Here is a 13,737-nt window from a genome sequence, read left to right on the forward strand (position 1 = left end):
TCGTCTCCTTCTGGAGCCGTCACCGGGCGGGCAGGCAGGCGGCGGGTACTCTCGGAAGGCCGTTCGTTTGGAGGGGTACACCGAACCGTGCGAGTCTCGTGGACCATCATGTCGGCCGCGGAGCTCCAGGAAATGGAGCAGGGAAGGATCGGTCCCTACCGCCTCCTGGGGAAGTTGAGCTCGGGGGGGATGGGGGTCGTGTACCGCGCGTGTTCCGACGAGACGGGGGAGCGGGTCGCCCTCAAGACGGTGCGGGTGCCCGAGGCGGCCATGCTGCGAGGCATCCGCCGGGAGATCCACGCGCTGCGGCGCATCCAGCACCCGGGCGTGGTGCGCGTGCTCGCCGAGGGCGTGCAGGACGGACTGCCCTGGTACGCCATGGAGCTGCTCGAGGGGCTCACCCTCCGGCGCTACATCGACGAGCTGTGGAAGCGCAACCCCGGCACCACGACGGATGTCATCACCCAGGTCGTCTCCGCTCCCGAGGCTCCGAGCGTCACGGGTTCCACGGGCGTCTCGTTCCGTCCCTTCGGGCCGCCCCCGTTGGAGCAGCGGCGCGAGGCGTCCCTGGAGCGGCTGGGCGAGGTGCTCACCCTGACGCGCCGCCTGTGCTCCGCGCTGGCCTTCCTGCATGGCGAGGGCATCGTCCACCGCGACCTCAAGCCGGAGAACATCGTCATCCGCCCGGACGGCACGCCGGTGCTGGTGGACTTCGGGCTGGCCTCGGCCTTCGGAGGGCCGCTGGGCCGCGAGTCGCTCGATGTCTCCGGCAGCCTGGAGGGCTCCTATGTCTACATGGCCCCCGAGCAGATCAAGGGCGGGCTGGTGGATGCGAGGGCGGACCTCTACTCGCTGGGCTGCATCCTCCATGAGCTGGTGGTGGGGCAGCCGCCCTTCCCGGGCTCGGGCTGGGAGGTGCTGCGGCGGCACCTGCAGGAGCAGCCGTACCGGCTCTCGGAGTGGGTGAAGGGCGTGCCGCCGGAGCTGGATGCCCTGGTGCAGCGCATGCTGGCGAAGGTGCCCCGCGAGCGCATCGGCTACGCCGCGGACGTGGGCGCCGTGCTCGCCGGGCTCGGGGCGGAGGAGCTGCCCCGGCCACCGCGAGGCACACCGCGGCCGTACCTCTACCGGCCCGAGTTCGTGGGCCGGCAGCGGCTCCTGATGGAGATGGAGCAGCGGCTGGCGATGGCCCGCGAGGGCAATGGCGGCTGTCTGCTGATCGGCGGCGAGAGCGGCGCGGGCAAGACGCGCGTGGTGATGGAGTGCGCGGTGTCCGCGGGCCGGACGGCCTTCCGCGTCGTCACGGGTGGGTGCCTCCCGCTGTCCGGAGGAAGCACGGGCGAGCAGCTGTACGGTGAGCCGCTGCATGCCTTCAAGCCGCTGCTGCAGGCCATCGCCGACGAGTGCCGGCACCTGGGTTTCGAGGAGACGGAGCGGCTGCTGGGCGCGCGGGGGCGGGTGCTGGCCCGCTACGAGCCCGCGCTGGCGGATCTGCCCGGACAGGACGCCCGCCCCGAGCCTCCGCGGCTCCCCCCGCAGGCCGCTCGCGAGCGCGTCATGCGCTCCCTGGCCGAGACGCTCGCCGCCTTCTGCGAGAAGGAGCCCGTGCTGCTCGTCATCGACGACCTGCAGTGGGCCGATGAGCTGTCGCTGGGCGTGCTGGACTACTTGCAGGCGGGGTTCCTCGGCGAGTCGCACGTGCTGGTGGTGGGCACCTACCGCAGCGAGGAGCTGGACGCGGCGCTGCGGCTGCTGCTGGCCGCGCCGGGCGTGACGCACCGGGCGCTGGGGCAGTTGGACGAGTCCATGGTGGCGCGGATGGTGGAGGACATGCTGGCGCTGCCCTCGCCGCCGGACACCTTCGTGCGCTTCCTCACGACGCGCTCGGCGGGCAACCCCTTCTTCGTGGCCGAGTACCTGCGCACCGCCATCGACGAGCGGCTGCTCTTCCGGGATGTGTTCGGCCGGTGGCAGGTGGCCGCGGGCGGCGACACCCTGGAGCGGTTGCACGAGGAGCTGCCGCTGCCCGGCGTGCTGCACGACCTGGTGGGCCGGCGGCTGGAGGGCCTGGGCTCGGAGGCGCGGAGCCTGCTGGAGGTGGCGTCGGTGCTGGGCCGCGAGCTGGACGCGGACGTGCTGGCGGTGGCCGCGGGGATGGGGGACCTGCAGGAGCTGGAGGCGCTGGAGGAGCTGCGCGCGCGGCACGTGTTGGAGGACGCGGGCGGCGGGCGGCTGCGCTTCGTCCACGACAAGCTGAGGGAGATCGCCTACGAGGGCATCCTCCCCGAGCGGCGCCGTTCCCTGCACCGCGCGGCGGCCATGGCGCTGGAGGAGCACCACGCGGAGGAGGGGGTGCCCCCGGCGCTCTACCCCGTGCTGGCGCACCACTTCGAGCTCGCCCAGGACGACGTGTGGACCTTCGAGTACCTGGAGAAGGCGGGGACGCACGCGCTGCAGTCGGGGGCGAACCTGGAGGCCTCGGGCTACCTGCGCCGGGCGCTGGAGCTGGAGGTGCGGCGCGGGCAGGACACGGGCGTGCGGGTGGATGCGAGCCGGCGCGCGCGCTGGGAGCGGCTGCTCGCCGAGGCCATGCACGGCCTGTCGGACTTCGAGGCCTGCATCTCGCACGGAAAGCAGGCGCTGGCGGAGCTGGGCCGGCCGCTGCCGGAGACGCCGGGAGGGTTGGGGCGCTTCATCCTGACGCAGGTGGTGCGGCAGGTGCTGCACCTGGTGCTGCCCCGGAAGTGGGTGCGCGAGGAGGATCGGCAGACGCGTGTGTTGCTGGGGGCCTCGGCGCTCGCGGCGACGCGGCTGGCCGAGTGCTACTACTGGCGCTATGACCCGATGCGCATGGTGGCCACCGCGCTGCTGGCGGTGAACCTGGCCGAGCGCGCGGGCCGCGACGCGGAGATGCTGCGGTTGTATGGGCAGCTCGGCTCCATCGCCGGCATGGGACGGCTGCACCCGCTGGCGCGCAGCTACTTCCGCCGCGCCCAGGGCGAGGGCCTGCTGGTGGAGGATCCGAGTGCCACGGCGTTCGGGCTCATCGTCGAGTCGATGTATCACTCGTGCTTCGCGCGCTGGGAGCCGGCCGCGGCCAAGGCGAGCGAGGCGCAGCGGGTGTTGCTGCGGCTGGGAGACAAGGGCGAGTTCGAGCTGTCCGAGGTGCTGCTGGGGCACGTGGACTACTACACGGGGCGCTTCGAGGAGGCGCTGGCGCGCTTCGCGAGCATCCGTGAGTCGGCCCGGAAGCGGGGACATTTCCAGCACGAGGTGTGGAGCGCGTACACCATGGCGCGCAGCCTGCTGGTGCTCGGCCGGCTGGACGAGGCGATGCCGTTGCTGCGCGAGGCGGTGGGGATGCTGCGGGGGAAGCATGATCCGCTCTCGCACATCATCTGCGGCGGGCTGCTGGGGATGGCGTACCTGGAGCGCGAGGAGTGGGAGCGGGCGCGCGACGAGGCGGACAAGGTGATGGAGCTGGCCCGGCGCTACGAGCCCATGCTGTACACGGAGAGCCACGGGTACGAGGGCGCGGCGCGCGTGTACCTGGCGCTGTGGGAGCGCGAGCGGGTGCCCGGACAGAAGCCGCCGCCGGTGGCCGAAGAGGCGAAGCGGGCGTGCGCGCGGTTGTCGTCCTTCGCGGTGCGTTTCCCCCTGTCGGGGGCGGTGGCGCTGCGCTGCACGGGGCGGATGCACTGGTTGTTGGGCCACCAGTGGCGGGCGCGCTCGGCGTGGAAGCGCAGCGCGCGGCTGGCTCGGGAGATGGGCATGCCCTACGACGAGGCGATGGCCTGGCTCGAGCTGGCGCGGGCCTCGGCGCCGGGGAGTCTGGAGCGAGAGGAGTCCGCGCGGCACGCGGTGGAAGGGTTCAGCCGGCTGGGTTGCATCGGGCTGCTGCGTGAAGCCGAGTCGCTGAATCTCCCCTCTCCCCTCGGGAGAGGGACGGGGTGAGGGTGCCACGCATCCCGGGTTGAACCCCCTGTCCCCAATTCGGGCCACGGGTTGAAGAACGGGCCCGGACACCCTCACCCTGACCCTCTCCCGGAGGGAGAGGGAGCATGGCTCACAACCCGGGCCACAGCGGGGTGAGGGTGCGCAGGCTTCCGTCCTGTTCACGGAGCAGCGCCACCACCCGGCCTCGCTGCAGGGCGAGCACGGGTGCTTCCGGATCCGGAAACCCCTCGGGCAGGCGCCAGGCCGGGGGCCGCACCTGTCCGACGGGCACGGAGCGCCCGTGCTTGAGGTCGTTCACCTCGTCGCCCGCGATGACGCGGGAGGCACACCACGGCAGCGCCTCGGGACCGTGCAGCCAGACGCGCCCTCCCGGGCCCGGGTCCTCCCACGGGCCGATGGCGGTGCGGTGCAACCGGGACAAATGGGCCCCGCAACCGAGCGCCCGGCCGAGGTCCCGCGCGAGTGCTCGCACGTAGTAGCCCCCGCGGCAGGTGATGCGCAGGCGGCTGCGGCGCGGCAGCTCATGCGAGAGCCACCGTGCCTCGTGGAGATAGACGCGAGAAGGAGGAAGCTCCACGGACTCGCCCCGGTGGGCCTTCTTGTAGGCCGGCTCGCCACCTACCTTCTTGGCACTGGTCGCGGGGGGCACCTGCTCCCTCCAACCCAGGAAGGGGACGAGCGCGGCATCCAGAATATTGTCCGACAGGCCAGTCGTATCACCTTCATGGATGACCTGACCGAGCAGGTCTCCGTTGTCTGTCTCCGTGCCCCAGGTGACCTCCGCCTCGTACGTCTTCGGAAGGGCGTGCAGCAGGTCCATCAGGTGCGTGGCCGGGCCCGCGAGCAGCAGCAGCAGGCCCTCGGCGAAGGGGTCGAGCGTGCCGCCGTGGCAGACGGGCAGTTGTTTGCGCGTGAGGCCCGCGGCTTCCACCTCGCCCATGAATGCCTGCACCAGCGAGAAGCTGGTGGGGCCCACCGGTTTATGGGCCAGGTAGATGCCGGGATTCATGTGTCGGGTTTCCTCGGAAGTTCATCGGGATGTAGCGCATGCATACCTTTATTTCCGGGGACAACTCGATGGTGGAGACGGGACGGGACAGGACGGGCGAGCCACGGACCGAGGTCTGGGGCCGTGCCGTCCTGCTCTTCGCCGCCTTCTGCGGCCTGAAGGCGCTCAGCTCCCTCTTCGTCTTCCCGCCCCTCCAGAGTGCCTCGGTGTGGCTCCCCAGCGGGTTGACGCTCGCCGTCTTCCTGCGCGCGGCCCCGCGCCGCTGGCCCGTGTACCTGGCCGCCGTCTTCGCCGGCTGGTCCAGGACGTGGTGGAGCGCTTCTCCGAGGAGCTGGGGCGCGCCGGTTGCGAGGTGTCGCTGTCCCTGCAGCCCCACGTCACCGGCAGGTGGGACCGGGCCCGGCTGGAGCAGGCCCTCACCCACCTGTTGAGCAACGCCGCGAAGTTCGGCGCCCGCCGGCCCATCCGGCTCCTGGTGTCGCAGGGGGGTGGCACGGCCCGGCTCGTGGTGGAGGACCAGGGCATCGGCGTCTCCCCGGAGGCGCTGGAGCGCATCTTCGGCCGCTTCGAGCGGGCCGTCCCCACCCAGGAGTATGGCGGCCTGGGGCTCGGCCTCTTCCTCACCCGGCAGATCGTCGAGGCCCATGGGGGCTCCATCCACGTCACCAGCCGGCCGGGCGAGGGGGCCACCTTCGTCCTGGAGCTGCCCGCCTCCCCCCCGGGCTCCTACATGGCCGGGCCCGCCCCCTGGCCCCACCCCCCCGCCGACTCGCACCCCACGTGAAGGGCGGACAACACCCGGGCCTCCCCCCACCCCCCCGCCTGTCCTCCAGCCAACCGATGAACGTAAATGTTTCCGACTGCAACTGGATGGCATACAATCCCGTGACGAGCTGTAACCGTGCGATCTTGCTGGGGCGTCGTCTAAAGGCAGGACGTCAGACTTTGAATCTGATCATCAAGGTTCGAATCCTTGCGCCCCAGCCACCCTTCTTCTCTCGAGGACGGTGGACCGATGCCGCAGCCGCAGAAGTTGCTCCTGCTGGTCCCCCTGGGTAGCCCGACTCCGGTGCTCCTCAAGGAGTTGGAGGGACCCATCTCCCTGCAGCTGGGCCTCGCCTCCGTGGTGAGCAAGGCGTCGCTGCCGGCGCCCACCTACGCCTTCAACAAGGACCGGGGCCAGTACCACTGCAACGCCATCATGCGCCGGCTGGCGGGGCTGCTCGAGCCCGGGCAGTCCATGGTGCTGGGCGTCACGGACGTGGACCTCTTCGTGCCGGACTCGCCCTTCGTGCTGGGCGAGGCGGACCGGGAGTCCAAGAGCGCCGTGCTGAGCCTGTTCCGCCTGCGCCAGGGCGCCGACGGCGAGCAGCTGCGGCGCCGGCTCCAGGTGGAGGCCGTGCACCAGGCCGGGCACCTGCTGGGGCTGTCCTACTGCGAGGACGCCCGGTGCGTGATGTTCTTCTCCCAGACGCCACAGGACTGCGATCGCAAGCAGCTGTCCCTGTGCAACAACTGCCGCAACGAGCTGAACAAGCTCAACCGCTAGGCGCGCCGGCCCTCCGCGCGCGTCCGCTCCCCACTCGTGTTTGAATGCCGCGCCCGCATGGACGTCTCCATGCGCGGGGCCGGAAGACACAGGAGCACGAGCGTATGAAGCTGTTGCGGATTCTCGGGTTGGCGGCGGTGGTGGGGCTGTCGGGGTGTGATTTCGAGGGCTTTGACCCGGATGGCGGCGGTGGTGGCGGCGGCGCCGGCGGCACCTTCAGCCGTGGCTTCGTCTTCGTGCGCAACGGCACCAGCGGCCGCAACCTGTACGCGGTGGATGACGCGGGCGACCCCAACTCCCCGCTGCAGCTCACCACCCAGGGCAACGCGTACTACCCCACCGTGTCGCGCAACGGCCGGCTGGTGGCCTTCGTGTTCCGCTCCGGCACCGCGTCGGAGCTGCGCACGGTGCCCACCACGGGCACGGGCCAGCCCTCCACGGTGTTCTCCAGCACCAGCACCGCCTGCACGGGTTGCGGCAACTTCCGCTTCCCCACCTTCAACCCCAGCGGCAGCACCATCGTCTTCACCCTGGACCAGGGCGGCTACGCGAAGCTCGCCCGGGTGAACGCGGATGGCAGCAGCTTCCAGCTCCTCACCAACGGCAGCCCCTACGTCTACGGCGCCGCCTCCTACTACCCGGATGGGCAGTACGTGCTCGCGTCCGCCGGCTACACCACCAGCCAGCTCAACTTCCTCGTGAAGGTGGGCGTGGCCACCGGCTCCACCGACGTCATCTCCACCAGCCTGGGCAATACCGCCCAGGTGGTGGTGTCCCGCCCCACCGTGTCCCCGGACGGCACCAAGGTCGCCTTCGATGGCCGCACCAGCAGCGGCACGCAGATCTTCGTGGGACTGCTCGGGCAGACGCTCACCAGCGTGACCCAGCTGACGTCCCACACCGGTGAGTACGGCGTCGAGGACACCTGGCCCAGCTGGCGCGGCAACACCGAGGTCGCCTTCCTCTCCAACGCCGGCGGCAACGACAACGTCTACCGCATCAGCATCGCCTCCACCGGCGCGGGCACTCTGCTCGTCCCGGGCGCGCTGGAGCCCTCGTACGGCGGTATCTGAGTTTCGTCTCTGATGCACGAAGGCCCGGGACCCTGTGTGGGGTCTCCGGGCCTTCTTGTTTCAACCTGGGGCCCTCGACACCCTCACCCCGTCCCTCTCCCGGGGGGAGAGGGGATTTGCTCGGAGTTGTTGCCTGGGGTGCTGGGGTGCTGGGAGGCTCGCGGCTACTCGGGCTTGGCGTTCACCGCGACGCTCGGCGCCACCGTGCCCGCTCCCTGCTTCACCTCCAGCGCATCCGCCACCAGCTCGGTGATGTCCTTCACCTTGATGCGCTCCTCGCGGCCCGTGTCGTTCACCGCGTCCTTCAACATCGTCGAGCAGAACGGGCACGCCACCGCGACAATCCCCTTGCCGCCCGGCTCCTTGTACTCGCCCACCAGGCCCGGCTTCTTCTTGTCCGTCGCGTCCGGGTACGGCGTGCTCGGATCCTCGGCGTGCTTGAGCGTCAGCGCCGCCTCGTTCAACCGGTTGTGGTTGATGCGCGTGCCGATGTGCTCCTCCATCCACATCCGCCCGCCACCCGCGCCGCAGCAGAAGCCCTCGCGCCCGCTGCGCTGCATCTCCACCACCTCCAGCCCCGGAATCGCCTTCAGCACCTCGCGCGGCGCGTCGTACACCCCGTTGTGCCGGCCCAGGTAGCACGGGTCGTGGTACGTCAGCTTCTCGTTCATCACCGCGGACAGCTTGATGCGCTTGTCCTTCAGCAACTCGTTGATGAGCTGCGTGTGGTTGATGACCCGGTACTCGCCGCCGAACTCCGGGTACTCGTTCTTGATGGTGTTGAAGCAGTGCGGGCACTGCGTAATCACCGCCTTGACGCCCATCGCGTTCCAGCTCTCGACGTTCGTCTTGGCCATCGTCTGGTACAGGTACTCGTTGCCCAGGCGGCGCGCCGTGTCGCCGTTGCACATCTCCTGCTTGGACAGCGTCGCGAAGCTCACCCCCGCCTCGCGGAGAATCTTCACCAGCGCCCGGCTCACCTTCTTCTGCTTGTCGTCGTAGCTGCCCGCGCAGCCCACGAAGAAGAGGTACTCGTACGTCCCGCCGTCACCCCACGTGGGCAGCGCCAGGTCCTCCGCCCACGCGTCGCGCTTGTCCTGGCCCAGGCCCCACGGGTTGCCCTGGCGCTCGATTCCCTCGAACACGCGCTGGATTTCCTGCGGGAACTCCGCCTTCACCTGCACCTGGTAGCGGCGCATGTCGATGAGCCGCGGCACGTTCTCGATGAACACCGGGCACGCCGTCTCGCACCAGCCGCAGCTCGTGCACGCCCACACCGTCTCCGCCTTCAGCGCGCTCCCGATGATTTCAGGCAGCGGCTCCACCGTGCCCGACGGGCCCCGGCCCTCCTCCACCCACATCTCGTGCTCCCAGATCCAGTGCTTCAGGTCCTGGTTCACGCCCTTGTGGGTGAGCGGCTTGCCCGTGATGTACGTGGGGCAGTGCGTCTGGCAGCGGCCGCACTCGGTGCACGAGTACAGGTCCAGGCCCTGCTTCCACGTCAGGTCCTTCACCGTCGCCGTGCCGAACTCCTCCTTCTCCAGGTTGGGCGTGGGCAGCTTCGCGCTCTGCGTGTTGCGCTGCCCCTGGCCCAGGCGCAGGAAGAACACGTTGGGCAGGCCGGTAATCACGTGGAAGTGCTTGCCCACCGGCAGGAAGTTGAGGAAGGCCAGGATGATGGTCAGGTGGATCCAGAAGCCCGCCACGCCCAGCACGTGCGCCGCGGTCCAGCCCAGCGGCGCCATCGCCATGGCCACCACGCTGGTGACCGGCTCCCACCAGACGAAGTGGGGCGTGGCCAGCGGCATCGCCTGCTCACGCGGCACCATGTGGCTGCCACCGAAGAGGAACTCCGTCACCATCAGCCCCGAGATGAAGCCGAGGATGAGGAAGGCCTCCCAGGAGGGGCTCATGCGGTCCGGCTTCACGCTGGCGCGCATGTAGACGAAGTAGGCCGCGCCCAGCAGCGCCCCGGCCGCCACCAGGTCCTTGGTCAACAGGTAGACGCGGTAGACGTCGAGCAGCAGGGGGTGCGCGCCCCAGAAGGGGTCCTTCAGGTCCGTGAGCAGCACCAGGGCCGTCTCGGAGAAGCCCATCACGAACATCATGATGGTGCGCAGCGCCAGCACCACGAACGCCGCGAAGATGAAGACGTGCATGAGGCCCGGGGTGAACTCCTCCGGATCCACCATGCGCTTCTGCCCCAGTCCGAAGCGCAGCAGCGCGGCGGCTCGCTGGGGGAGGTTGTCCAGCCGGTTCTCCGTCTTCATCGCCAGCAGGACGCCGATGCGTCCGGCCATGGTCATGACGAAGAGGGAGACTCCGACGGCGAGGAGAAGGCCTGTAATGATGGGACTCATGGCGGTTCGGTGAACCTCGCGAAACTGCTGTAACTCCGCAACCCTAACAAGGTTGATTCGCGAATCAAGCGCCTGTCCGGGGTGGGCGCCGCAGTGTTTCTACTGGGGGCGACGCCTGCACGTTCCTCGGGCGGGGCAACGTGGACAGCACGACCGTGCCTCGGGTGCTCGACGTCCGGTGCGTGTGTGCCAGGAGGGGTCCGGCTGTGCCGCCGCGGGGGGCTCTCCCGCGGGGCTGCTGGGGCTGCTGTTCCTGCTCGCCTGGCCGTCCCCCGGCCGGGCCCGGATGCGCCGGAGCTGAAAACGCGGCCCGCCCGGGTCCTCGGAAGGGGTGCTCCGGGCGGGCTGCCACAAGCTCCTGTGTAAATGCAAGCAGGCGTGCACCATGAGACGTGGTTGGCCGCTTGAGAGCCCAAGGACTTTACAAGACCGCCGACAATGCCCATCCTGGACGGTAAATCGGTCAACGCGTTGAACGGAGCACCACATGGGGTGGGCTCCAGGTGACCGAAAGGGGGGCGCGCGTGTGGGGCGTCGAGCCCGCGGGCCGGCGACCTGTGGCCACACGAAGAGCGCCCAGGAGGAGCCATGGTGCACGACGACACGACGTACCTGGACGACGAGGGGCTGGCCTACGTGGTTCCGGGCGGTGAGGACGATGAGTCGGGAACCATCATGCCGGTGAGGGTGACGACCGGCGGACGGCTGTGGGGGGCCGACGACGCGTACGGCGGGTACGACGCCGAGTAGTGCCACGGCCCCCGCGTCACGGGACGAGACGCGGGGGCGCGAGTGTGACGCGGAGGGACGCGTCTCCCTGTCGAGCCGGTGCCTGGCACCCGTTCCGGGGATGGAATCCGCGGCTCCGTGTATCTTCCTCCCCTCGTGGGATTTCCGAGCGAATCGAGCGCAGGTGAAGCGGTGGCGGGGCATCCCGAGGAGGAGCTCGCGCGCTTCGACTGGCTGCTGCCCGCGCTGAAGCAGGCGTACCAGCGCAACCGTGGCAAGGCGTGGACGGCCGCGGAGCTCGGCGAGCTGTCGGGCCTGCCAGAGGCGGAGGTGGCGCGCACGCTGGAGCGCTTCGCCTCGGAGCTCGAGCTCGCGGAGGTGCTCTTCGGGGAGGACGGGGGGCTCGTCGACGCCATCCAGCTCTCGCCCGCCGTGCTGGAGACGGAGCCCTTCGCCACCGTGCGCGCGCGGCTCGCGGCCCAGGGCCCGCTGGAGGCCCCCCTCCACCTCACGCACCTGCGCGTGGACGGGTACCGCGTGCTCGAGGGACTCGAGGCGCGGCTCGGGGCGCTGACGGTCCTCACGGGCGAGCCGGGCTCGGGCAAGTCCTCGCTGCTCGACTGCCTGGCGCTGCTCGCCTTCGTGGTGGAGCATCCGCTGCCCCCGGGCGTGGACCCGCGCGGCACCGGCCAGCGCCTGTTCCATGCCGGTGCGCCCGAGCGGCTCCACCTGTCGCTGCGCGTCACCAGCGGCAACGGCCGCGCCTTCCGCTACACGCTGGGCCTGGGCGGTCCCGAGAGCGCACCCCGCGTCACCTCGGAGCGCTTCGCCTGCGTGGCGCCGGACGCGAGCGGCCAGGAGTCGGAGTCGTTCACATTCTTGGATTTCGAGAATGGGCGGGGGACGGTGCGCACGGTGACGTGGGCGACGCCCCGGCCCCGCGTGCTCGCCGCGTCCCACGCGCTGCCGCCAGACAGGCTCGCGCTGCGCGGGGAGCTGGAGCCGGCCCTGCGCTCCGCCGCCGGCTTTCGCGCGTTCGTCTCGGGCTGGCGCTTCTACCCGGGCTTCGACGTGTCGAGGAGCGCGGCCCTCCGGCGCCCCGTGCTCTCGGAGCCCGAGCCCCTGCTGGCGGCGGATGGCGCCAACCTGAGCGCCGTGCTCTTCCACCTGATGGTGGAGCACCCGGAGCGCTGGCGCGAGCTCGAGGCCACCCTGCGCGAGGCCCTGCCGTCCTTCCACTCGCTCTCGGTCAAACCCCGGGGCGGGCCGGGCACCGTCATCGGCGTCTGGCGCGAGGCCGGCGCGGGGAGCGAGCTGACGCTGGCGGACCTCTCGGACGGGACGCTGCGCCTGCTGTGCCTCGCGGCGCTGTGCCTGTCGCCCCGGAAGGCGCCGCTGGTGGGGCTCGACGGGCCCGAGCTGGGACTCCACCCGCGCGTGCTGCCGGTGCTCGCGCGGTTGCTGCGGCGCGCCTCCACGGAGGGCCAGCTGCTCGTGGCCACGCAGTCGCCCGCACTGCTGGCGCAGTTGCCTCCCGAGGTGGTGGGCGTGATGAGGAAGGTGGAGGGGCGAGGGGTGTGGGAGCCCGGTGCGGGTGGGGTGGATGGGACCCGCTCGTGAGGGTTTCGCGGCGTGTCCGGGTCCTGCATTCCGGGAGCGTGTCCGCGGGTGGGGCGGACGAGCCTCGGGAAGGGGGGCGCCTTCGGGTTGCGGCCGTGGGGGCGAGTGGAGCGATACTGAGGGGACGCGGCGGTAGTAGTAACGGGGCACACGAGTGTGCCTCGCACGGAGGATGAAGCGATGAAGCTGACGGCCTGGGCGGTCGAGCGCGATGGTGAGCGCGGCCGGAATGTACATCTGCTCGTCACCGTGGAGGCCGAGTCGGACGCGCCCCGTGCACCCGTGGCGATGAACCTGGTGTTGGACCGGAGTGCGTCGATGCGGGGCGCGCCGCTGGCCGCGGCGGTGGAGGCGGCGCAGCTGCTCGTGGAGCGCGCGGGGCCGAAGGACTACCTGGGGCTGATGGCGTTCGACGGCGTGCCGGAGCAGCTGGTGCCGCTGCGGCTGATGGACGCGGAGGCGCGCACGGAGCTGTCCGAGAGCCTCTCGGCGTTGCAGGCCGGCGAGGGCACGGCGCTGCACGAGGCGGTGGACTCGGGGGCGGCGGCGGTGCGCCGGCTGTTCATCCCGGGGGCGCGGCCGAAGATGCTGATGCTCACGGATGGCGAGCCCTCGGTGGGCCCGCGCTCGCTGGCGGACTTCCGCACGCTGGGCGGCAAGGTGGCCGAGTCGGGGATTACGCTGCACGCGCTGGGACTGGGGCGGCACTACCTGCCGGAGATTCTCGAGGCGCTCACGGCGCCCGCGGGCACGGGCTTCACGCACGTGGACGACGCCGAGGGCCTGCCGGTGGCGGCCGCGGCGCTGGTGGCCGAGCTGTTCGGCGAGGTGGGGACGGACGCGCGCGTGTTCGTGAAGCCGATGGGCTTCACCGAGCTGCTGTGCCGTCACCGCTACACGGCGCGGGTGGAGGGGGACGCGCTGAGCGTGGGGTTGGGCTCGCTCTCGCACGCGTTCGCGCGCCGGGCGCTCTTCACGGGGCGGCTGGAGCTGGCGGACTGGTCGCTCGGGGTGACGACGACGTGGACGGAGAATGGGGACACGCGGCGGGTGGCGGTGCCGGTGCAGCGCGTGTTGCCGGACAGCCCCGAGGGCCGCTTCATCCGCGCGGTGGGCGCGGAGCTGGACCTGGTGGCGGCGGAGTCGGCGGCGTGGAAGTCGCTGGTGCGGCGCAATCCGATCGCCGCGGAGCAGTCGCTGAAGGTGGCGCAGGAGGCGCTGCGCGAGCTGGTGCGGCTGGCGGTGGAGGAGGTGCCGGCGAAGCGCCACGTGGAGCGGCTGACGGACTTGAAGCTCGCGGTGGAGCGGCGCGCGGGCGAGCTGCCGGCGCTGATGGTGCGCCGGGCCCGGGCCGCCGACGCGCATACGGGCCTGAGCATCATCCAGCCCGCCATCCCCATCCGGAAGGCGGGGAACTGAGCGGTGGCGGAGCGATCGTCC

9 protein-coding genes and 1 tRNA gene are annotated in these 13,737 nt (G+C 71.0%); 8 read left to right on the forward strand and 2 right to left on the reverse strand.

The window, feature by feature from the left end:
• The first annotated feature begins 132 nt into the window (after window positions 1-132).
• Window positions 133-3,954 (forward strand): serine/threonine-protein kinase PknK, encoded by a 3,822-nt coding sequence (locus tag VFZ09_RS42920; protein ID WP_329733610.1) that lies wholly within the window; start codon window positions 133-135, stop codon window positions 3,952-3,954.
• 112 nt (window positions 3,955-4,066) lie between these two features.
• On the opposite strand, the gene truB is transcribed toward VFZ09_RS42920, so the two are convergent.
• Complete coding sequence (gene truB / locus VFZ09_RS42925; RefSeq protein WP_329733611.1) at window positions 4,067-4,966, reverse strand: tRNA pseudouridine(55) synthase TruB; 900 nt, start codon at window positions 4,964-4,966, stop codon at window positions 4,067-4,069.
• Between the two features lie 310 nt (window positions 4,967-5,276).
• On the opposite strand from truB, the gene VFZ09_RS42930 reads away from it, so the two are divergent.
• The 4 genes from VFZ09_RS42930 to VFZ09_RS42945 all read left to right on the forward strand — a co-directional run bounded on the left by VFZ09_RS42930 (window position 5,277) and on the right by VFZ09_RS42945 (window position 7,588).
• On the forward strand, window positions 5,277-5,750 hold the full coding sequence (locus VFZ09_RS42930; RefSeq protein ID WP_329733612.1) for a HAMP domain-containing sensor histidine kinase: 474 nt from the start codon (window positions 5,277-5,279) through the stop codon (window positions 5,748-5,750).
• 129 nt (window positions 5,751-5,879) lie between these two features.
• Window positions 5,880-5,953, forward strand: a tRNA-Gln gene (locus VFZ09_RS42935).
• A 28-nt stretch (window positions 5,954-5,981) separates the two neighbouring features.
• Entirely contained in the window at window positions 5,982-6,515 is a 534-nt protein-coding gene (locus VFZ09_RS42940; protein ID WP_329733613.1) for a non-proteolytic archaemetzincin-like protein, read from the forward strand.
• A gap of 104 nt (window positions 6,516-6,619) precedes the next feature.
• On the forward strand, window positions 6,620-7,588 hold the full coding sequence (locus VFZ09_RS42945; RefSeq protein ID WP_329733614.1) for a hypothetical protein: 969 nt from the start codon (window positions 6,620-6,622) through the stop codon (window positions 7,586-7,588).
• A gap of 164 nt (window positions 7,589-7,752) precedes the next feature.
• Here the strand turns inward: VFZ09_RS42945 and VFZ09_RS42950 are convergent, their stop codons facing one another.
• Entirely contained in the window at window positions 7,753-9,948 is a 2,196-nt protein-coding gene (locus VFZ09_RS42950; RefSeq protein WP_329733615.1) for a (Fe-S)-binding protein, read from the reverse strand.
• Between the two features lie 588 nt (window positions 9,949-10,536).
• Here VFZ09_RS42950 and VFZ09_RS42955 point away from each other — a divergent pair.
• The 3 genes from VFZ09_RS42955 to VFZ09_RS42965 all read left to right on the forward strand — a co-directional run bounded on the left by VFZ09_RS42955 (window position 10,537) and on the right by VFZ09_RS42965 (window position 13,716).
• Window positions 10,537-10,698 (forward strand): hypothetical protein, encoded by a 162-nt coding sequence (locus tag VFZ09_RS42955; protein ID WP_169800641.1) that lies wholly within the window; start codon window positions 10,537-10,539, stop codon window positions 10,696-10,698.
• Between the two features lie 171 nt (window positions 10,699-10,869).
• The gene (locus VFZ09_RS42960) at window positions 10,870-12,297 is read left to right on the forward strand and encodes an AAA family ATPase (protein WP_329733616.1); all 1,428 of its coding nucleotides are present in this window, start codon (window positions 10,870-10,872) and stop codon (window positions 12,295-12,297) included.
• Between the two features lie 180 nt (window positions 12,298-12,477).
• Entirely contained in the window at window positions 12,478-13,716 is a 1,239-nt protein-coding gene (locus VFZ09_RS42965) for a vWA domain-containing protein (RefSeq protein ID WP_329733617.1), read from the forward strand.
• Window positions 13,717-13,737 lie beyond the last annotated feature (21 nt).

It is taken from the genome of Archangium sp. (assembly GCF_036277355.1).
Taxonomy (GTDB): domain Bacteria; phylum Myxococcota; class Myxococcia; order Myxococcales; family Myxococcaceae; genus Archangium.

Coding starts and splice junctions, on each gene's coding strand:
- truB (WP_329733611.1), bottom strand. CDS start 4,966: ATGAATCCCGGCATCTACCTGGCCCATAAACCGGTGGGCCCCACCAGC.
- VFZ09_RS42920 (WP_329733610.1), top strand. CDS start 133: ATGGAGCAGGGAAGGATCGGTCCCTACCGCCTCCTGGGGAAGTTGAGC.
- VFZ09_RS42940 (WP_329733613.1), top strand. CDS start 5,982: ATGCCGCAGCCGCAGAAGTTGCTCCTGCTGGTCCCCCTGGGTAGCCCG.
- VFZ09_RS42965 (WP_329733617.1), top strand. CDS start 12,478: ATGAAGCTGACGGCCTGGGCGGTCGAGCGCGATGGTGAGCGCGGCCGG.
- VFZ09_RS42950 (WP_329733615.1), bottom strand. CDS start 9,948: ATGAGTCCCATCATTACAGGCCTTCTCCTCGCCGTCGGAGTCTCCCTC.
- VFZ09_RS42955 (WP_169800641.1), top strand. CDS start 10,537: ATGGTGCACGACGACACGACGTACCTGGACGACGAGGGGCTGGCCTAC.
- VFZ09_RS42945 (WP_329733614.1), top strand. CDS start 6,620: ATGAAGCTGTTGCGGATTCTCGGGTTGGCGGCGGTGGTGGGGCTGTCG.